Genomic DNA, 19,856 nt, shown 5'->3' with positions numbered 1-19,856 from the left:
AAAACCGGCCCTGGGACAACATCCTGGGGCCGGTTTTCATTCCCCCGGCCAAGCTGATCGGGGACTGACACCTTCTCAACGAGCAGGAGTTCACTATGAAATCAAAACTTCTTTTAGGTATTGGAATCGCGGCAGGTTACGTCCTGGGATCGCGGTCCGGCCGGGCAGCGTACGACAAGCTCAAGGCCAGGGCGGCGAGCATCTGGGACAGTAAGCCGGTCCAGGACAAGGTCAGTGCCGCCACTTCGGCCATCAAGGAGAAGGCTCCCGAGGTGGCGGACCAGCTCGGTGAGGCCGCGCGCCGGGCGGGCACAGTCATCGGCTCGGCCATCCACCCCGACGCCGCGTCCGGCACCAGCAAGTCCAAAACGTCCGACGCCGGCGCCTCGGTGGGTGCCCCCGGCACCGCTGCGGTTGGCAGTGCCGCTGTGGGCGATCACGTCCCCGCCCACAGCACGCACCCGGAAACGGTGAACCTGGGGACATCGGACGTTGAGTCAGACCCCGCGTTCAATGACAACCAGGGCCAGGACTGGTCCGGTGAAGGCGGCGCCACTGCTGCCGGCGCAGCCACGAACGTTGACCCCCGACGGGAATGATCGGGGATCGTTGCCGGGACGTTACGCAGGATTCGCCGTGTGACACGGAAGCCACGTTGAAATTGTGCTAAAAATGGTCGTTGCTGGCCGCCGCGCTCCTTGGGGGACGCGGCGGCCAGCCACGCCTCAGGTTATTGCCAGATGCCGTCTCAGGTGACCAGCTCGGCAGCACCGAATGACACGCTGAACTGAACGCACCACAGGTCAACTGACGGGTACTTCGACAGGTCAACGTCGGCGGGAATCTGGTAAACCTGATTGCCCTGATTTCCCTTGATCAGGCCGCTGACCGATGCAACGGACCAGCCGTAACCGGGTTTGAAGTCTTTGGGGCGACGGCGGCAATACCGCCGCTGTTCTGGCTGCGGCGATGGCCTCGGTGAACGCTGCCGGCGCCGCAACCACCCGGCCATGGATCACCGCGCGAGCCAGACAAAGACGCTACTTCTCGCACTGCCTGACCACATCCGAATCGTTCAGGATCCCACTAGGTGTTTCCGGAAAGTCCCTGTTCTATGCCAACAAGCAGAGCGGGGACCATCGTCTGACTAAGGGCGTGATCGCATGCGACCCGTGCCTGAAGGGGGCACCAGCAGGGCCGGTTTCGCCACCCTTCAGGCGTGACTAGTTGAATAAAGTCATTTGACTCCAGCGTCACAGGTCGTGCAAGACTGAAGGCTTGGTGCACGGGGATGCAGCAGAAGCCGGAGCAGCGTTGGCTACGCCTGCACCTCCCACAGGGAGTCCAAGGCACAGTGCTGATCCCATAGCAATTTTTGAAGTTTTCTTGATCATTTTCAACATCCCCACATCTTGAATCGATCGGGAGGACTCGCATCCTGGGCGCGGGTGCCCTATTTGTGCTGGCCGCGGTAACTGGCGGCGGAAGCGTGGTGATTGCTGGATTCCTACTTACAGGCGCTCAGGTAGGCATCCTGGCGGGTATTGCCGGATCGTACGCTGCGGTCTTGGGGTACGTCTCAACCTACATCTGCTAGTCCCACGGTGGTCCAAAGCCAACAAGGCCAAGCCGGGCGCTCTGGACTCAGGTAAGTTCTTCGAGATCCGCAGGGGAAAATCAAAGTCCTAGGGTCCCGAGATTGAAAAGGGAGCTTGCTTTTTGAACTGCTCCCTTTCATCTTAAAAATGATCCTGGACTACTGCTACGAGCAGATTCGGTTCTCGCCGGACTTAACGGCAGTCATCCACCCACTACTAAAGTCGGGCCCGGCCGACTACAACGGTGCCGTCCAGTTCTTCCGAGCGGACGGTCCGGACCGCGAAGCCCGCACTCGCCAGGATCGACGCCGTCCCTGCGGCCTGCCGCTCGCTGGTTTCGATGATGAGATTCCCGCCGGGCCGCAGCCATTCGTTGGCCTCGGCAGCGATGCGGCGGTGGAATTCGAGTCCGTCAGCGCCGCCGTCGAGCGACCAAAACGGTTCATGCTCACGTGCTTCGTGGGGCATGGAATCTATTGCACCGGTGGGGACATAGGGTGCGTTGACAGCCAGAACACGGATCCGTCCCTTGATGGCGCGCGGTAGCGCATCGAACAGGTCGCCCTGGTGGACCTCGCCACCGACGCGGCCAATGTTCCGGCGGGCGCAGGCCACCGCGGCATGGTCAATGTCCGCCGCATGGAGTTCCAGCCCCCGAATCCAGAAGGCGATGGCGGCCCCCACCGCACCGGACCCGCAACACAGGTCCACAACAACGGCGGGCTCCGAACTCTCCCGGTGCTTCCGCTTCGGGTCCGCCGAGAGCAGGGCTGCGGCCTCACTCACCAAGAGCCCGGTGCGGCGGCGCGGAACAAAAACCCCAGCATCGAGCTCAATCCGGAGTCCGCAGAACGCGGCCCGGCCCAGGATGTGCTCCAGCGGGTACCCGGCAACGCGCCGGTCCACCGCCGCAGCGATTTCGGCCGGGCCGGACACCGCGGCGAGGAGAAGCCGGGCTTCCTCCTCCGCAAAGACGCACCCGGCCGAGCGAAGCCGCTCAGCGATCCCAGCAAGGGACTCAACATCCAATTCAGTGGCTGACATGGGTACACCTTCCGCAATCCGATGGGCGCCGAGCGCCGTCGCCCGCCTCTGAATGTACGCGAAGGTAGCCCTGGCCGCCTATCTAAAAAGACTGGATTTATTCAGTGCAAGCGCTTACAGTGTGCCGTGGTTCACCTGGCGATCGTTCCTCGACTGCCCTCGCGACCGCGTATCTGACCGCCAACTGATGCCGCCCCACTCGCAACTCCACAGCAGCCTGTACAGCAACGCCGCTACCAGGAAGGTCTCCTGACGTGAACACACGCACCCGCAGACAACGCCTCAACAACCCGCTGACAACATGGCTGGGACTGCTCGCCGCAGCCCTGGTCGCTTCCATTTCCGTCCTCCCGGCGCACGCGGCGCCGGGCCCGAAAGACCCGGGGTCGTCGTCGGCCCATCACTCCCTCCGAGCCCCGGTGACGGACGAGAATTTCTACTTTGTGATGGCCGACCGCTTCAGCAACGGTGACACAAGCAATGACTACGGCGGCCTGGGCAGCGACCCCATAGTGTCCGGCTTCAACCCGACGAAAAAGGGCTTCTACAACGGCGGCGACCTGGCCGGGCTGCTCGACAAGATCGACTACATCCAGGGCCTCGGCACCACGTCCATCTGGCTCACGCCCAGCTTCAAGAACAAGGCGGTGCAGCCCGAGGACAATTCGGCCGGCTATCACGGCTACTGGATCACCGACTTCACCCAGATCGACCCCCATCTGGGAACCAACGACGAGTTGAAGGCCCTCATCGACGAAGCCCACTCGCGTGGCATTAAGGTGTACTTCGACATCATCACCAACCACACCGCGGACGTGATCGGCTACGAAGAGGGCGCCCGCAAGACCTACGTTTCCAAGGACGCCGAGCCGTATAAGACCGCGGCGGGTGTGGCGTTCGACGACCGCGACTTCGCAGGGTCGAAGGATTTCCCGGAGCTTGATGCCAAGACTTCTCTGCACTTTGCAAGTGCCTACGCTCTGATCAGGCGGAGATTTCCTTCGCGTCACCGATCCGGGCCAGGGCTTTGCGAAGTCGCGCATCAGCGTCGTCCGCGACCTCCCGAACGGCGGGGCTGACGCTGAGCTCGACCATTGTCTGGGGGTCGATGGCTTCGATGGTGGTTACGCGTGCGTTCTTGCTTCGTCGGACAACGACGTTGCAGGGAAGCAGCGCACCGAGTTCCGGTTCGGCCGGGAGGGCGCGGCTGGCCAAGGCGGGGTTGCAGGCGCCAAGGATTACATAGTCACCGACGGCGTCGGCGGCGTCGGTTCCAAGCTTTGACTCAAAGGTGGCCCGGACGTCGATTTCCGTGAGTATGCCGAAGCCCTGTTCCCCGAGCGCCTCACGGGTGCGCTGGACAGCGTCCTCCCAGGACAGGGGGTCGAGGACCACCCCGCGGAAAAGTAGCGCTAAGGATCAATCCGACCGCAACGATTGCTAGCGTCGATCGTTGAGAGAGCATGGCTGGTGAATATTTAACGGCTGCCGAAGAGGCGGCGTACGGGCGGTATGCGCATGACGCTCCGGAACAGTCGGTGCTGGAGCGGTTTTTCTTCCTCGATGACTTGGACCGCGAGATGGTGGCGAAGCGGCGAGGCGACCACAACCGGCTCGGGTTCGGACTCCAGCTTGTGACCCGTAACGTCATCTGGGTGCCTTCCTGGATGATCCCGTGGATGTTCCAACCGCTTCTAACCGGGTAGAACGTTACATAGGCGAGTACACGGCAAATATTACAAAATGAGCTCTGTGTTTCCGCGCCTTTTCAGACATGCCCTGGAGTGTCTTGCGAACGATCGTTTATGCCTCGAAAGGTTTCCACCGCCGACGCCGGGGTGGAATGCTACCGCGGCGGCGCGCCCGGCGGCGTTAGGGTGGGAGCATGGGAGTCGAACCAGCCGTAATAAAGCGAATGTCGAGAATGCGTCCTCAGGATCCGGCCAGCGTGCCCCGGGAGGTGGGGGGCGAACCGGATCTGGTGGTGGTGGACACGAGTTGGGGAGAGCTGCAGCCGCTGCAGTGCGCGCCCGGGGTGGTCACCCTCGGCGAGCTCGAACTCCTGGAGCAGATCAGCGGCGGCGCGGTCCTGATTGACGGCCGCGTGCCTGATTCCCGGGGCGGGGTCACGATTCCAGGCGCAGTCAACATCCCCCACGACCGGATCCTGGATTTCAGGGATCAACTCGACCTTTCGAGGCTGAGCGTGTTCTTCTGCAACGGCCCGCAGTGCCCGCAGTCCCCGGCGGCTGTCCGGGCGCTGGTGGAAACCGGGTATCCGGCCTCCGCTCTGGCGTATTACCGAGGCGGATTGCACGACTGGGTCACCCTGGCCATGCCCACGGAACGGGTCACGTGACCGCCTGTGCCTGTCACAGCACCGAGGTCAATGGCGACACCGCGCACGGGGCGCTACCGGGGTCAGAGCCTGAACCTTACTCGCGTCTGTGGCCGGTGTCGCCGCTGCCGTGCCGGTGCTTGACGGGAGACCGGCAGCCCGTGTAACGGCGGTCGCAACGATGGCACCGGGCGGCCTTGTGGAGCATTCCGCGCATTTGACTCGGCCGGTGGACAAGGGGACTTTCCATGATTAACACCGTCATCTTCATCTTCATCATCCTTGAGGCATTCCTGGTCGCTATCGCTGCCCGGAGGGTACTCGGTGTGCCAATCGGATGGCCCCGTTCTGCGCTGATTGGCCTGTTGGTGATTCTGGGCCTGCGCGCCAACATCAGTTTCGTTCTGGACTATGCCGGACTTCCGCAGAATCAGGTATTGGCCTTTCCCTCGCCAATGGCCCTGTTGTTCATGGGCTTGGCGGCAGCATGGATATTCGCGCTGGGAGTTGCGGCCCTTGTCGTTCTGGAGCTCGCTGTTCCGACCGGCACGCTTCCCCGGATATCCGTGTGGCTGCGGGGCTGGAAGGCCAGGCGCCACCGGGCCAAACGGTACACGCAGGTGATTGGCATCGCGGCCAGGCACGGTTTGGGGGCATACATCCGGGGCCATCGCGGATCCGATCCGCACGCAGGGCACACCCGCGTTGCCCGGTCCCTCACTCTGGCGCTCACCGAGGCCGGCGTGACGTTTATCAAACTCGGGCAGATGCTGTCCGCACGCACCGATTTGATACCGGAGGAATTCGTCGTCGAATTGTCCGCGTTGCAGACACGGGCCGAACCCGAGCCGTGGCACGATATTGAGCCGGCCATCGCCGCGGGCCTGGCCCGGCCCGTTTCCGAGGTTTTCGAGCATATTGACCCAGTCCCTCTGGCTTCCGCGTCCATCGCCCAGGTGCATCTGGCAAGATTGCTCGACGGTGGCGACGTCGTGGTGAAGATCCAGCGCCCGGGGGCGAGGGCGCAGGTCGAATCGGACATCGAAATCATTCTCCGGCTGGCCCGCTGGCTGAACAAAGCGACGCCGTGGGGCCATTCACTGGGTGTCTATCGTTTAGCGGAGGCGTTTACCGTCGCGTTGGGGGAGGAACTCGACTACCGGGTGGAACTGGACAATATGCGCATCGTTGGCGCGATTATGGCCTCCTACGACGGCGGGAAGATTGCCGTCCCGTCCGCTTGCACGGACTATTCGACACCCCAGCTGCTGGTCATGAGCAGGCTGGCCGGCACGCCTGTCGGGGAAGCAGCAGAGATGCTGAACTCGTTGGGCAGCGACGTGCGCAGGAACGCTGCTGAAAAACTATTCAAGGCCGTGCTCCATCAGATCATGGTGGCCGGAGTGTTTCACGCCGATCTGCACCCGGGAAACATCGTTGTCGATGAACATGGCGGCCTGGGGATGCTGGACTTCGGTTCGATCGGCCGGCTGGACCAGACGACTCAACGGTCCTTGATGATGCTGTTGCATGCCGTCGACACCAACAACGCGGTCGCTGCCGCCGATGCCCTCCTTGACCTGATCGAGCGCCCGGAGGCGTTCAACGAACGCCGATTCGAGCGTGACGTCGGGCTCGTGATCATGCGGTACCGCACGGGCTTTGGAGGGGCCGGAAGCACCAGCATGTTCACAGCCCTGATCACCCTTATCACCGGTCACGGTGTGGCGGTCCCAGCACCGATCGCCGCCACCTTCCGTGCCATGGCGACCCTGGAGGGCACCCTGTCGCTAATCAGCCCCGACTTCGACATGGTCGCCAGCGCGCGGGCGGACAGCCGGGAAATTCTGGCGGCCGAATTCACGAAAGATTCGCTAAGGGAGAACCTGGAGAAACAGCTGCTCATGGTCTTGCCTGTGCTGCAACGACTCCCACGGCGAATCGACAGGATCACCGAGGATCTGGAACAGGGCCGATTTTCCGTGAACATCCGCACCGTTGCGAACAAGACTGACCGGGGCTTCTTCACTGAAATTGTAAAGCAGCTGAATACGACACTCCTGGCCGGCGCCGCGACCCTCGGAGCCATCCTGCTGATCACCAGCAGCACAGGACCCATGCTGACGCCCACGGTCCCGTTCTATGGCTTTTTGGGATTCGCCATGCTGTTTGCGGCGTTTGTACTGGCCCTGCGCGCATTAGTGCTGGTATTCAAAAGAAACCCCGGACCTCCTCTGGAATAGAGCCCTTCAGCGGATCCCGGTCCAACCACCTCCTCCCGGAGGAATCCAGATCCTTCAATGCCCCACGCAACCGGACGTCCGCGTCGGCGTCGAGCCGGCGAGGGCTTGTTGCGCGGCACCAAGCCGGGCAATCGACTGCGCCCACGGGCTGCCCTGTCAGTTACCAGGAAAGATAAGGCCCCGTGGGGCACCCCTGCCCCGGGGCACCACGGGCGACCGGCGGAACCGGTGACATCGACGCACCGAAATGAACCAGGACATGACGGATCAGAGACTGTCGCCGCTCCCGGAGTCTCCATCCCAGCCGGCGCCGTTACCGGAATCGCCGCCGTGTCCGCCGCGCAGGATCGAATCGATCAGAATTCCGCCCAGCACGGCTCCCCCGAGGCCCCCGCCGCACCCACGGCTCCCGAACATGCCGCCGCCATAGCCGCGGTTGTCCAGGCCGCCGAAGCCCTGCACATCGGACCGCGCGAGCTCTGCCGCCCGGGATGCCAGAACCCCGGCCTGCTGCGCGTAGGTCAGGGAAGATCCAGGATTCCTCTGCTGGATGGAGAGCGCGGTGTCCAGATTGCGTTGCGCTTCGGCCAGGCGTGTCCTGGCCCCGGGTCCCACACCGCCGCGGCGGGCGGCAATGTAGTCCGAGGCAACCGAGATCCGGGCCTGTGCATTCATGATGGCCTGCTGGAGAGCCTGCCCGGCGCGCCGCGCCTGATCCTGCTGGTTCCGGACCCCGGAGAGGGCCTGATCCAGGCCTTGGCGCGCCGCTTCCATGCGCTGCAGCGCGGCGATCGGGTCGATCCTTCCTGACTGTAGCTGCTGTTGCACCTGGTTCAGGACCGCCTCGGCGCCTGCGACGGGGCCGGCGAGGTCGGTGTGCTGGCCGGCCGCCATGGTGGCCTTGGCCTGGGCGAGGTCCTGGGCGGCGTCCTGCACCGCGGGGTCGAGATTGGTCCGGGCGGAGTCCAGGTCGTGCGAGACCTTGCCGATGGCGTTAACCAGCACGTTGGTCTGGTGCAGGCCTTCTTCGGCAGCACGGACAGCGATAGCCGCGGCGCCCGGGTCAGCCTCCGTGAGCTTCTGCTGTGCGGTCTGCGCGGCGGTGTCCAGAAATTTCAACCGTTCCCGGGCCTGGGCTATGTTGTCCGAGACCGGGGCCACCGCCGCGTCGGAGTACCGTGCGCGCAGCCCGGTCATGGCATGCTCAGCGTCCGCTACCTTGGCCGCTGCCTCGGCCCGTCCGGCCCGGAGCAGTTCGAGTGCCTGTGGTGCGTTCTTTTCGAGCTCACGCAGGGAGTCGAAGGAGACTTTCTGTTCGGCCAGGGCATGGTTGGCCGACTCGCAGCGGCTGATGATCTCGGTATACGATGCCCACTGTTGCTCCTCGGTGGCCGGGATCGCGTCGTCCAGCTGCTGCTGGAGTTTGAAGGACTCGCTCAGGTCTGACTTGGCATTGGCGAGGGCCTTCGCATAGGGCGCAACGGAAACATCCCCGAACTGGGCCTGCGCGAATCCTGCTTCCTGCTGGCCGGAGCGCACGGCGTCGTCGGCTGCTATCAGCAGCGACACGGCCCGTTGTTTCAGCTCCGGAAGGCTCGGCGCCGCTGGCTGATCGCCCGGGCCGCCGTCGCGTGGATTTATCCCCGGTTTTTCCGGCTGTATCCCCGGGCCGGTAAGCAGCGCCAACCGGTCGCGGTATTGCTGCGTGTCCAGCTCGCCGCCGGCGTAGCGCTGATCGAGGATCCGACGTGCGTTGCTCCTGTCCGCGGCGTTACGGTTCTGCCCCGGTGCTGATCCCGTTCCTCTTCGGCGGGTGCCACCGGACAATGCCCGGGCCGCGAGAGCCGCCACTAGAACAGCGACCGCGACCGGGAGTAACCAGAATAGCCAGGACACGTCTATACCGGACCCGTACCCACCCATCATGGGGTGCCTCCTTCAACCGGCCCTACTCCGCAGCCGTCTGGTTCCAGACTACGCCAACATACCCCAGGGGGTGTATCACGAACTCTGGCCCCGGGCGGCGCCCTGTTCGGATCCGCGTGGAAATATGACTGCTGCGCCCGGCCGTGCCGCCGGACCCGAGGACGACTCCCGGCGGTATGTTCAGGCCAGGGACGAGAGCAATAATCAGGGCATCCACACATCTGCCAGAGCGCGCTCAGAGACACTGGTGGTCCCGCAGCAGCCATGGGCCCGGGACGCGGAGCTTCCTGACCTGGCGCGGCCCCGCGTCCGGCGGGTACCCACGACCAGAAGATCGGCCCCGGAGGTGGCCTTCAGCAGTACCGCGGCGGGCAACCCCTGGGTCAGCTTGCCGGTGACCGTGCACCGGCGCCTGAGACCCGGCCCAGAGCCTGTGCGTGCGCCTTGCCCGATCGGGCCGGCGGCACAGCCGGGACGCCATAACGCAAGGGTAGTTCTCCGACAATTCCTCACATGCGGCTGCACGGGCCCCGTGGTCAGTCAAGAGCGGCTCTGTACCGGGGCCCCGGCGGATGATATCTTGCGCAAGAGCCGGTACGCCAGAGATGTTCGGGCCGGCCCGTGAAAGGACGTACGAATCATGATGGGTGGCGGGCTCGGCATGGGCTGGTGGTGGGCCATCGGCCTGCTGATGGCCAGCGCCCTCCTCTGGGTCATCATCCGCAGTGTCCGTGCCGCCGGAGAGAACAGCGGCCAGAACAACGCTCAGGAACCCCGAGACACGGACATCGGGGCCGCCGAAACCCCCGGGGGTGCCCGCGGGATCCTCGCTGAGCGGTACTCGCGCGGCGAACTGAGCGCACAGGAGTACCAGGAACGTCTCCGCGTCCTCGGCGGGGGCCCGTAGCGGCGCCGGATACCCCCGTCGGCGGGTACTCCAGCCGGCTTCTCGGCCTGCGCGGTATTCTTACCTGGCCGGAAGGCCAGCTTCGGGCCACCCCGGGTGGACTGGTGCCCCATTTTCGTCAGGAGACGTTCACGACCCGCCCTGGAAGATCAGGTGCCGCAGAGGTCTGACGGGACCGGAATCCGGTGCCGCCGGCAGTCGCCCCGACCAAGGCCGACGACGCCGACCGACAGGGCCGTCATGATGAGGGTGATAGAGACCCCGAAAATGACCTGCCCGCGATGCGGGACGGGTTTCATTCAGGATGCCGGAGTGCGGAGCGGCGGGCGGTGTATTCCGTTTCGTCGATCTCGCCGCGGGCGAATCGTTCGTGCAGAATACGCTCCGCGTCGTAGTGCGGGGGCCGCACGGGGCCGGGTCCTTCATGCGGAGGGGTGCGCCGAAGCAGGAGAACGACGACGGTGACCACCCCTCCCCAGAACACCAACATCATCAGTACCATCGCCACCCAGGCACCTACACCCCAGCCGTTCCCGTCCCATCCATACATCCTGACTCCGTCCCGTACCGTGCCTATGTGCTGACCAGCCTGTGGTTGGAGGCTATCGCCTCCCTAGCCCACGGAACAGGGTCCAAGGTCCTCAACCGGTTCCCCATATCTCATGGCTACTTTGAGTGGACCGCTTCGTGGACGTCCGCGGCTTCGGATTTGGTCCGCTGACAGGCGAGGCCGGGGACGCGCGCGCCGGTGGACAGCGTCGCCGGGGTTCGTTCGTCGCCGCCCGCGAACCTGGACCCCGGGCTACGCTGATTGGCCGGACGGTAACTCAGCAGCCCGGTGACGCCCGCCAACAAGGCCCCGGCTGAGCCGGGCGTCCTGTGAATAATCCCGCTGGCACCGCGGCCGGCAGGCTCCAGGGCCGTAACGCGTTCCACCGCAGTCGCTCTCCCTGGCCGGCCGGTCGCCGCACGTTGGCCGGGTCTCAGGCGGTTTCGAGTTCCTTCAGGGCCGCGAGGAGCCGCTGATCGGCGTCCGAGGCGACCTCGGAGACGGCCGGCGCGTCGCTGAGCTGGACCATGGTCTGCGGGTCGATGGTCTGGATGACGGTGGTGCCGGTGTCCGGTCCACGTCTGATGACGACGTTGCAGGGCAGCAGCAGACCCATGTCCGGGTCCGCCGCGAGAGCTTTCTGCGCCAAGGCAGGGTTGCAGACGCCCAGGATGAGGTAGTCGCCCAGGCCCTGCCCGGCGTCGGACCCGAGCTTGGCCTCGAAGGTGGCGCGGACATCGATTTCGGACAGCACGCCGAATCCCTGACCGGAGAGGGCTTCACGGGACCGGGTTACTGCCTCTGCGTAGGGCAGGGCGACGGTGATGGTGTGTGCGTAGCTCATTGTGGTACTCCTTCATCGGTTTTCTGATTTTTGCAGAGGGCTGCGGGTCGCCGTGCTACCGGGCTTCGATCAGGCCCATCATGCCACTGTCCTCGTGGTCGAGGATGTGGCAGTGGTAGACGGTTTTGCCGGTGAAGTCATCGAAGGCGATTCGGACCCGGACGCTGCTGCGGGCCGGGACGTTAACCACGTCCTGCCACATGGGAGTGTCCACGGGCCTGCCGGCCTGTTCGATGATCTGCATCGGCCACACGTGCAGGTGCACCGGGTGATCCATCGGACTTGTGTTCCGCAGGGTCCATTCCTCGACGGCGCCGGCGGGGACGGTGGTGTCGACCCGGGCCGGGTCGAACGGCCTGCCGTTGATAGTGAAGCTCATCAACCCCGAGCCCATGCCGCCGCTGTTCATACCCATACCCATGGCGAAGACCAGTTCCCGGTGCGCGGTGACCGCCAGGGAACGCAGGTCCCGCGGCACGGGCTGCGCCGGGACCGGTCCCGGCGCGGCGGCCGGTGCGCCGGCAACGGCGAAGGTGGCCAGGACCGTCCCGTCCGGGCCGGCCGGGGACTGTCCGCCTCCGTTGTTGCCGCCCATCATGGATCCCACCATGCTTCCCCTGTCCACGGGTAAGGTGCGCAGCACGGCGGTCCCGGCGGCGGCGGTGACCAGCAGGTCCGCCCGGTTGCCCGGGGCCAGCAGCACCTCCTCGACGTCCCGGGGACTCTGGTAGCGGCCCGAATCCAGACCCAGCAACTGCAGGGACTGGCCGTCCAGGCGCAGTTTCAGGTACCGGGATGTGCAGGCATTGATGACCCTCCACCGTTCACGCTCGCCCGGCCGGGCGGCCAGGACCGGGTTCAGCTGCCCGTTGACCAGCACCAGGGCACCTTCCCGGCCCATCATTTTCTCCATCGCCGAGACGGCGGCGATGGAACCGCCACCGGTGAGGGAGATGTCGGAGATGACCAGGACCCGTTCCCGGCTGACCGGCACGGGCTGGGGGTCCTGGACGATGATCGCCCCGTACAGGCCGCCGAAGATCTGGTCGGCCACACTTCCGTGGCGATGCGGGTGGTACCAGTACACGCCCGGCGGGTGGTCCGCCGGCAGCCGGTACTCATACTCAAAGGACGTTCCCGGTTCAACCGAGACCAGCGCATTGTCGCTGTTGCCCTGCGGGGAGACGTGCAGCCCATGGACGTGCAGGTTGGTCGGATCCCCCAGCCTGTTCTCCAGCATCACATTCACACGGTCCCCGGGCCGCAGGAACAGGGTGGAGCCGGGCACGGACCCGTTATAGGACAGCGCATTGGCATCCCTGCCCGCGATCCGAACCTGGCCCAGGGCTGCTGAAAGCTTCACCTGAAGCCGGCCATCGGCACTGTACAGGGCCTCGGGTTCACTCAGGTCCTGCCCACCGGCGGACTGGAATCCTGAGCCTTGGCCCCACAGCAATCCTGCCGCGCCCGCCATGGCGGCTGCGGCCCCCGCACCGCCCAAGATAAGGGCCGTTCGCCTGTTCATCGGGTCCATCAGGTCCCGTCCGCGAGGGCTCTGAGCCGTTCGGCGTATTCCTCCGTGCTCAGCTCCCCCCGGGCATACCGTTCATCCAAGATCCGCCGGGCAGTGCCTCCTGGACCGGACCGGTCCGGGGCCTCCCCGCGGCCGGTTCCCCCACGGTTCCTGCCCCCAAAGAAAAACCGCACAGCAAGAATCCCCAACAGGACGATGCCGATCAGCAGGAGCAGCCAGAACAGCCACGCCGAACCCATCCCGGACCCAAAGCCACCCAACATCATCCTTCTCCGCTCCTGCAGCCCCGTCCACGGCCGGTCCGGCCTTTCCTTCTTTTTGAGCCTATCGCAATATACCCCCTGGGGTAAGTCGATCACCAGGCCGCAGCGTCAGCGCTTCGGCGTACAGAGCCAATCAAAGCCGGCCACATGCCACTTTCACCGAACATGTCAGCGAAAGCCCGCCCTCCGTGCCGGTGGTCGCGGCCAGTCGAAGGTGGGACCAGTACAGCGGTCGCTAAAGCCGCGCTCGTCACAGCGGATCCAAAAGAGTGCGCAAGAACCAATACTTGCCCCGTGGACGTCGGTTAAGGCCAACCTCCGACAGGACTAACGTCGGATAATTTACCAATTCACAAGCCACCCCTCTCTGTGTCGCCGGGAGCGGGAGCTGTGCTGAAGAGTCCGATATCGCTGTTCATCTCAGAACCTCCTACGTCGTGACCCAGGGATTGGCCGCCGGCTCAGCTGCCGCCGGTTCCGCCGGTATGGTCGGTCCTTCAGGGCGGGGGCTGTAGGTCTTGATGGACGCCTCTACAGCTTCCTTGTGGGTTCCGGTGTACCAGGGCAGGGTCCGGACCAGCGTGGCCGGTGCACCGGAGGCAAGGACCACGGCGCGGCCCCGGTCGAGTTCCGCGAGGTTGGGGACATCGAAGACGCGCTCCTTACCTTCCTGCCGGGAGCGGCTGGAGCCTGATTTGCCGGGCGAGATGGAGACGTTGGTGTAGCTGTAATCCCCGATCAGGTCCGAGAGTGCCCGGAGAAAGACTTCTTCGGCCACGCCGCCGCCGTAGACCCTGACGTTGGCGGCCGACCAGATTTTCCGCATGTTCGCCTCTCCCCACAGTTCAACGCCCTGTGACCAGGACGGGGGGGCGGGACGGTAACCGCGTGGGTAGAGCTCATGAGCCTGCTCCTCATATGTCGTTACACCTGCTCACCATGCTGCTGTACAAGATCATCGCATCACAGGGCCTTCGCATCTACCGGGACACCCTGGTACAGCTGCGCTGGACCATCGTTACCGTCACGGCCGTGCTGGGCCTCTCCTTCGTGATGAACCTTTCCGGCCAGACCACTACGCTCGGCTTCGCGCTGGCCTCCGCGGGCGGTTTCTTCGCCGTCCTCTCACCATTGATTGGCTGGATTGGTGTGGCACTCACCGGCTCCGATACTTCCTCCAACTCGCTGTTCGGCCAGATGCAGACCACCGCAGCGGAGCAGACCGGCCTTTCTCCGGTGCTGATGGCCGCCTCCAACTCCTCCGCAGGGGTGATGGGCAAGATGCTGTCGCTGCAGAACCTGGCGGTGGCCTCGGCCGCGGTGGGCCTTGACGGTGCAGAGGGCACCCTCTTCCGGAAGCTCCTCGGCTGGAGCCTCGGCCTGCTGGCGCTCATCACCGTGCTGATCTTCCTGCAGTCCACCCCCGTACTGGGCTGGATGGTCCCCTGATGGCACCCCTGGACATAGCTGGCCTACGCGCGGCGGTGAAGGATCCCACCCAGGTGAAGACCCGGGCCATCGACCTGCACGCGAACGCCCACGATGCCTCGCACTTCCTCCTGATCCCGCAGGCTGTGGTCACGGCGGGGAGCGCCGCCGAGGTGGGCGGGCTGCTGCGTGCGAGCGCTGCCCAGGGTGTGCCGCTGACGTTCCGCTCCGGCGGAACGAGCCTGAGCGGCCAAGCGGTTACCGACGGCGTGCTGGTGGACGTGCGCCGCAACTTCCGGGACATCGAAGTGCTTGACGACGGCGCGCGGGTCCGGGTACAGCCCGGCGTCACCGTACGGGCGCTCAACGCGAGGCTCGCCCGCTACGGCCGCAAGTTCGGCCCGGATCCGGCCAGCGAGGCGGCGTGCACCATCGGCGGCGTGGTGGCCAACAACTCCTCCGGCATGAATTGCGGGACCGTGGACAACACCTACCGGACGCTGGAGTCGTTGACCGTAGTGCTGCCTTCCGGCACCGTGATCGACACCGGGGCGGTCGACGCCGACCAAAAGCTCCGCGCCCTCGAACCGGAACTCTACGAAGGTTTAGCCCGGTTGGCGGAGCGCGTCCGGAACAACCCCGACTCCGTCGACCGGATCCGGCAGCAGTTTTCCATGAAGAACACTATGGGCTACGGCCTGAACTCCCTGCTGGACTTCAAGAGCCCGGTGGACATCATGGCCCACCTGATTGTCGGCAGCGAAGGCACCCTAGGTTTCGTGGCAGAGACGATTTTCCGCACCATCCCGCGGCTCCAGCACGCCGCCGCGGGCCTGCTGGTATTTCCGGACCTCGAGGCGGCCAACGCGGCCCTGCCTGCCCTCGTAGAAACAGGGGCCGCAACCATTGAGCTGATGGACGCGCTGTCACTGAAGGTGGGCCAGACGCTCAAGGGAACGCCCGCCGTCGTGCAGGACCTGGCGGTCCGGGACCATGCCGCCCTGCTCGTGGAATACTCCGCCGGCAGCGCCGGACATTTGGCGGAGCTCCAAGTCAACGGCGAGGGCATCCTCATGGGCCTGGGGCTCTCCACCCCCGCCCGGTTCACCGGTGACGCCCGGGAACGGGGCCAGCTCTGGCAGTTGCGCAAGGGCCTCTACGCCTCCGTCGCCGGTGCGCGCCCCCAGGGCACCACCGCGCTGCTGGAAGACATTGTGGTCCCCGTCCCGGTGCTGGGCCGCACCTGCCGGGAACTGATCCGGCTTTTCGACAAGTACAGCTACGGCAACAGCGTGATCTTCGGCCACGCCAAGGACGGCAACGTCCACTTCATGCTCACCGACGGTTTCGCCACCGCCGCAGAACTGGACCGTTACAGCGCCTTCACCGAAGACATGGTGGACCTGGTCCTGGCCGAGGGCGGATCGCTGAAGGCCGAGCACGGCACCGGGCGCGTGATGGCCCCGTACGTCCGCCGGCAATACGGCGATGAGCTCTACGACGTGATGCGCAGCATCAAGCGGCTTTTCGACCCTGCCGCGATGCTCAACCCGGGCGTCCTCATGGACGAGGACCCGCTGGCGCACCTGCGGCACATCAAGACGGCGCCTCCGGTCGCCGAGGAGGTGGACCGCTGTGTCTCCGGCGGCTACTGCGAGCCGGTGTGCCCCAGCAAGGACATCACCCTCACGCCGCGGCAGCGGATCGTCACGCTGCGCGCCATCGAATCCGCGCGGCTGGCCGGAGACACTGCGCTGGTCACGGAACTGGAAAAGGACTACGAGTACGAATCTGTGGACACCTGCGCCGTGGACGGAATGTGCCAGACCGCCTGCCCGGTGGACATCAACACCGGATCGCTGGTAAAGAAGCTGCGGAAGGCCGACGCCGGCCCGCTCGCCAACGGGGCGTGGAATGCCGCCGCCAAGCACTGGGAAGGCGTCACCCGGGGTGCTTCGCTGGCCCTGACTGTGGTGAACAAGCTCCCGGCCGCCGCCATCGCCCCGCCCAATAAGGCCGCGCGGGCAGTGCTTGGGGAAGACACAGTCCCGCTGTATTCGGCCGAACTGCCGGGCGGCGGTTCGGTGCGGAAGCGTCCGACGCCGGCGGGCGAAGTGGACGCTGTCTACTTCCCTGCGTGCGTGGGGACCATGTTCGGGCCCGCGGGTACGGCTCAGGACGGCCAAGGGCACGGCGTCCAGTACAGCTTTGAACAGCTTTGTGCCAGGGCAGGGATTACGCTCCTTGTCCCGGAAGGGATCGATGGCCTCTGCTGCGGCACGCCCTGGTCCTCCAAGGGTATGGCCGCAGGCCAAAAAACGATGCGGGAGAAGACCCTGGCAGCCCTCCGGGAGGCAACCAAGGACGGCGAACTGCCCATCGTCTGCGACGCGTCCTCCTGCACCGAGGGCCTGCGCCAGGCCGTCGAATCGGACACGCCGGCAGCAGGGCAGCGTCCACTGCGCATGGTGGACGCCGTGGACTTCGCCGCGGACCGGATCCTTCCTGGGCTGCCCGATCACGGGAAGCTGGAGTCCCTGGCCCTGCACCCCACCTGCTCCTCCACCCGGATGGGCCTCAACGATGCCCTCGGTGCCGTGGCCGGCGCCGTCGCCGACCGCGTGGAGGTGCCGGAAAACTGGGGCTGCTGCGCATTCGCCGGGGACCGTGGGATGCTGCACCCTGAGCTGACGGCATCAGCTACCGCGAAGCAGGCCGCGGAGGTAGCGGACATGGGCGCTGCGGCGCACGCGTCCTGCAACCGGACCTGCGAACTGGGTATGACGCGGGCAACCGGCGCGCAGTACCGCCACGTGCTGGAACTCCTGGAGGAGGTTACCCGCTGACCCACGGCTAAGCGGGTTACCGATCGAGGTCAGCTGCGGCATGGGTCAGCCGCGCAGCGCCTCCGAAACCGCGGCCAGCAGGGAGTTGAACCGGGCGTTGTTGGGGAGGTCGTCAATGAGCATCGCGCGGCCGTCCGGATCACCGAGCGGGACCTGCCAGTTCGGATACAGCGCCTCGGTGGTGCCGGGCTGGTTCTGCACGCGCCGTTCCCCCACCGCATCCACCAGGGCCACGCCGAGAAGGACCGACGGCGTCTGGGCCAGCAGGCGGTGCAGCGCCTCGATGGTGCGTTCCTCGCTGCCGGTGCTGCCGTAGCCACCCTCAGGCAGCAGGCCGCGTTCCCGCAGCAGCCCCATCATCTTTTCGAGCGTGGCCGTGTGCTCCGCCCGCTCTTCCGCCTCGGGGCGTGCCAGGAGGCCCAGCCTGCTGCGAAGAGCCACGTGGTCGCCCGCCAGGTAGCCGGCGGTGGGCGGCAGGTCGTGGGTGTTGACGCTGGCGAGGGCCTGCGTGCGGTACAGCTCCGGCGGCAGGGGTGAATCGCCGTCGTTCTCGAACCAGAGGATGGAGGTGCCCAGGATGCCGCGGGCAGCGAGGTAGTCGCGCACCCACGGCTCGAAGGTTCCCAAGTCCTCGCCGATCACCACGGCGCCGGCACGCTGGGCCTCCAGTGCCAGGATACCGATCAGTGCTTCGTGGTCGTACGTGACATAGGCGCCGTCGCGCGGGGAGTTGCCGGCCGGCACCCACCAAAGGCGGAACAGGCCCAGCACGTGGTCCACCCGAATGCCGCCGGCATGCCGGAGTACGGTGGAGAGCATGTTGCGGAACGGCGCGTAGCCGGCCTCCGCCAGGCGGGCTGGATGCCACGGCGGCTGGTTCCAGTCCTGGCCGAGCTGGTTGTACATGTCCGGCGGCGCCCCCACGCTGATCCCGGGCGCCAGGACACCGCGGAGGGTCCAGGCGTCGGCGCTGCTGAGGTCCACGCCCACGGCAAGATCGTGCACCACGCCCAGCCGCATCCCCGCCCGGCGCGCCGCCTGCTGCGCGTTCTCAAGCTGCTCATCACAGATCCACTGCAGCCAGCGGTGGAACCCGATCCGGTCCGCAAGCTTCCGGCGCAGTGACTCCGCTTCAGGGGATCCCAGCGCGCAGTCCGGGTCGGCCCACAGCGGATGGTCCGGTGCCAGGTCTTCCCGGATGGCGGACCACAGCGCAAAGTCATCCAGCCCGGAGCCGGAGATCCGGCAGAATTCGTCGAACGCTGCCTGCCGCGCCGGCGAGCGCCGGGCGTGATACAGGAGTTCCAGGGCCTGGAGCTTGGCGGCGTACACGGCGTTCCGGTCCAGCCGTTCCCCGTCCTTGTTCAGGACCTGGACCTGCTCCTGCAGGCTGTCCACCGCTGCGCGCTTACGCAGCTTCAGGTAGGCGATTTCCGGGATGGCCTCCACCCGGATGTACAGCGGGTTGAAGAAGCGCCGCGTGGACGGCGAGTAGGGCGAGGGCTGGACCGGCGGCACGGGTTCCGCGGCGTGCAGTGGGTTGACCAGCACGTAGTCCGCGCCACGGGCGCCGCTGAGTGATGCCAGGTCCGCGAGGTCGGCGAAGTCGCCGATCCCCCAGGACCGCTTGGACCGCACGGAATAGAGCTGGGTTGCCAGGCCCCACCCCCGCCGCTCCACCAAGGAATCGGCGGTGGTAAGCCGCGCCGGAACCACCACCAGCGCGCCCTCGGCTGTGACGCCGTCGGACTCTGCCTGCAGTGTGTGCCAGCCCAACGGCAACCCCTCCGGCACGGCAAACGTGGCCCGGCCGGTGGCCACACCATCCACCTCCTGGGGCGGCACCCAGACGTCCTGCTGGACAGCTTCCACGGGCTCGCCCGTACCGGCCTCGAGCACAACTGTCAGACGCGCTGTCGAACCGTCCCGGACGTGGACGGGAACCAGTGCGGTTTGGCCCTGCTGGACCACGACGGCGGGCGGCAGCATCCGCCGCCACGGCGCCACTTCCGCCTCGGCCAAGGCAGTTTCGATCAGTTGGTTCGTGTGGGCGGGGACGCCCAGCGCCGCCAGAACCTTGGTCAGGGTCTCCGGGGCGACGCTGTGCGGCAGCCCGTCCCAGCCGTGGAACGAGGTGCCCACGCCGTGAACGTCGGCGAGGCGTTGGAGCAGGTGCCGGTCCACGGGCTCATGACCGGCGGCATCACCATAGCCCGGTGGAACCGGTGTGCCGAAAATTTGAGCGTGCTGCTGGTCTGGAGCCTTCATGGATGTCCGCCTCGTCTGGTGTGATGGGCCCGAACTTACATTGCTTGCTGACGCACGGGAGCAACAC

General features: G+C 65.8%; 15 protein-coding genes and 3 pseudogenes. 8 read left to right on the top strand and 10 right to left on the bottom strand.

The window, feature by feature from the left end; all coding sequences use genetic code 11:
* The first annotated feature begins 95 nt into the window (after positions 1-95).
* Positions 96-599, top strand: a complete 504-nt coding sequence (locus tag ACX80M_RS15755) for a hypothetical protein (RefSeq protein ID WP_252600667.1) — start codon at positions 96-98, stop codon at positions 597-599.
* Positions 600-748: 149 nt separating this feature from the next.
* Here ACX80M_RS15755 and ACX80M_RS15750 read toward each other — a convergent pair whose 3' ends face one another.
* Positions 749-1,012 (bottom strand): DM13 domain-containing protein, encoded by a 264-nt coding sequence (locus ACX80M_RS15750; RefSeq protein ID WP_252600668.1) that lies wholly within the window; start codon positions 1,010-1,012, stop codon positions 749-751.
* An 802-nt stretch (positions 1,013-1,814) separates the two neighbouring features.
* Positions 1,815-2,642, bottom strand: coding sequence for a putative protein N(5)-glutamine methyltransferase (locus tag ACX80M_RS15745; protein ID WP_252610774.1), 828 nt, complete (start codon positions 2,640-2,642; stop codon positions 1,815-1,817).
* Between the two features lie 293 nt (positions 2,643-2,935).
* On the opposite strand from ACX80M_RS15745, the pseudogene ACX80M_RS15740 reads away from it, so the two are divergent.
* Positions 2,936-3,607 (top strand): annotated as a pseudogene (locus tag ACX80M_RS15740) (alpha-amylase family glycosyl hydrolase); the annotation flags it as partial.
* Between the two features lie 19 nt (positions 3,608-3,626).
* On the opposite strand, the gene ACX80M_RS15735 reads toward ACX80M_RS15740, so the two are convergent.
* A complete protein-coding gene (locus ACX80M_RS15735) occupies positions 3,627-4,037 on the bottom strand; it encodes a DUF302 domain-containing protein (protein WP_459309951.1) in 411 nt (136 codons plus the stop codon).
* Between the two features lie 68 nt (positions 4,038-4,105).
* Between ACX80M_RS15735 and ACX80M_RS15730 the strand changes: the two genes are divergently transcribed.
* The 3 genes from ACX80M_RS15730 (at position 4,106) to ACX80M_RS15720 (ending at position 7,223) form a co-directional block, all read left to right on the top strand.
* A complete protein-coding gene (locus tag ACX80M_RS15730; protein WP_252610778.1) occupies positions 4,106-4,348 on the top strand; it encodes a DUF4158 domain-containing protein in 243 nt (80 codons plus the stop codon).
* Between the two features lie 242 nt (positions 4,349-4,590).
* The gene (locus tag ACX80M_RS15725) at positions 4,591-5,001 is read left to right on the top strand and encodes a rhodanese-like domain-containing protein (protein WP_252602449.1); all 411 of its coding nucleotides are present in this window, start codon (positions 4,591-4,593) and stop codon (positions 4,999-5,001) included.
* Positions 5,002-5,348: 347 nt separating this feature from the next.
* The gene (locus ACX80M_RS15720; protein ID WP_459309958.1) at positions 5,349-7,223 is read left to right on the top strand and encodes an ABC1 kinase family protein; all 1,875 of its coding nucleotides are present in this window, start codon (positions 5,349-5,351) and stop codon (positions 7,221-7,223) included.
* Positions 7,224-7,490: 267 nt separating this feature from the next.
* Here ACX80M_RS15720 and ACX80M_RS15715 read toward each other — a convergent pair whose 3' ends face one another.
* Positions 7,491-9,074 carry an SHOCT domain-containing protein gene (locus tag ACX80M_RS15715; RefSeq protein ID WP_459309950.1) on the bottom strand — a complete coding sequence of 528 codons (1,584 nt, stop codon included), beginning with the start codon at positions 9,072-9,074 and terminating at the stop codon, positions 7,491-7,493.
* Positions 9,075-9,789: 715 nt separating this feature from the next.
* Here ACX80M_RS15715 and ACX80M_RS15710 point away from each other — a divergent pair.
* Positions 9,790-10,056 (top strand): SHOCT domain-containing protein, encoded by a 267-nt coding sequence (locus ACX80M_RS15710; protein WP_252602453.1) that lies wholly within the window; start codon positions 9,790-9,792, stop codon positions 10,054-10,056.
* 295 nt (positions 10,057-10,351) lie between these two features.
* Here ACX80M_RS15710 and ACX80M_RS15705 read toward each other — a convergent pair whose 3' ends face one another.
* From ACX80M_RS15705 to ACX80M_RS15685, 5 genes and pseudogenes are all read right to left on the bottom strand, one after another.
* Positions 10,352-10,558, bottom strand: coding sequence for an SHOCT domain-containing protein (locus tag ACX80M_RS15705; protein WP_252602501.1), 207 nt, complete (start codon positions 10,556-10,558; stop codon positions 10,352-10,354).
* A gap of 481 nt (positions 10,559-11,039) precedes the next feature.
* The gene (locus tag ACX80M_RS15700; RefSeq protein ID WP_252614574.1) at positions 11,040-11,450 is read right to left on the bottom strand and encodes a DUF302 domain-containing protein; all 411 of its coding nucleotides are present in this window, start codon (positions 11,448-11,450) and stop codon (positions 11,040-11,042) included.
* 55 nt (positions 11,451-11,505) lie between these two features.
* Positions 11,506-12,984: a multicopper oxidase family protein gene (locus ACX80M_RS15695; RefSeq protein ID WP_252602457.1), complete on the bottom strand. Its 1,479-nt coding sequence runs from the start codon at positions 12,982-12,984 to the stop codon at positions 11,506-11,508.
* Positions 12,984-13,250: an SHOCT domain-containing protein gene (locus ACX80M_RS15690; protein ID WP_308216211.1), complete on the bottom strand. Its 267-nt coding sequence runs from the start codon at positions 13,248-13,250 to the stop codon at positions 12,984-12,986. The genes ACX80M_RS15695 and ACX80M_RS15690 overlap by 1 nt, the downstream gene beginning before the upstream one ends.
* Before the next feature lie 427 nt (positions 13,251-13,677).
* Positions 13,678-14,100: pseudogene (locus tag ACX80M_RS15685) on the bottom strand (TraM recognition domain-containing protein); the annotation flags it as partial.
* 77 nt (positions 14,101-14,177) lie between these two features.
* Here ACX80M_RS15685 and ACX80M_RS15680 point away from each other — a divergent pair.
* Positions 14,178-14,696 (top strand): annotated as a pseudogene (locus ACX80M_RS15680) (L-lactate permease); the annotation flags it as partial.
* On the top strand, positions 14,696-17,521 hold the full coding sequence (locus ACX80M_RS15675) for an FAD-binding and (Fe-S)-binding domain-containing protein (protein ID WP_459309949.1): 2,826 nt from the start codon (positions 14,696-14,698) through the stop codon (positions 17,519-17,521). The pseudogene ACX80M_RS15680 and the gene ACX80M_RS15675, both read left to right, overlap by 1 nt.
* 45 nt (positions 17,522-17,566) lie before the next feature.
* Here ACX80M_RS15675 and malQ read toward each other — a convergent pair whose 3' ends face one another.
* Entirely contained in the window at positions 17,567-19,789 is a 2,223-nt protein-coding gene (gene malQ, locus ACX80M_RS15670; RefSeq protein WP_459309948.1) for a 4-alpha-glucanotransferase, read from the bottom strand.
* Between the last annotated feature and the right edge of the window lie 67 nt (positions 19,790-19,856).

This window comes from Pseudarthrobacter sp. MDT1-22 (genome assembly GCF_054511035.1).
This window is presented reverse-complemented; position numbering and strand designations above follow the sequence as displayed.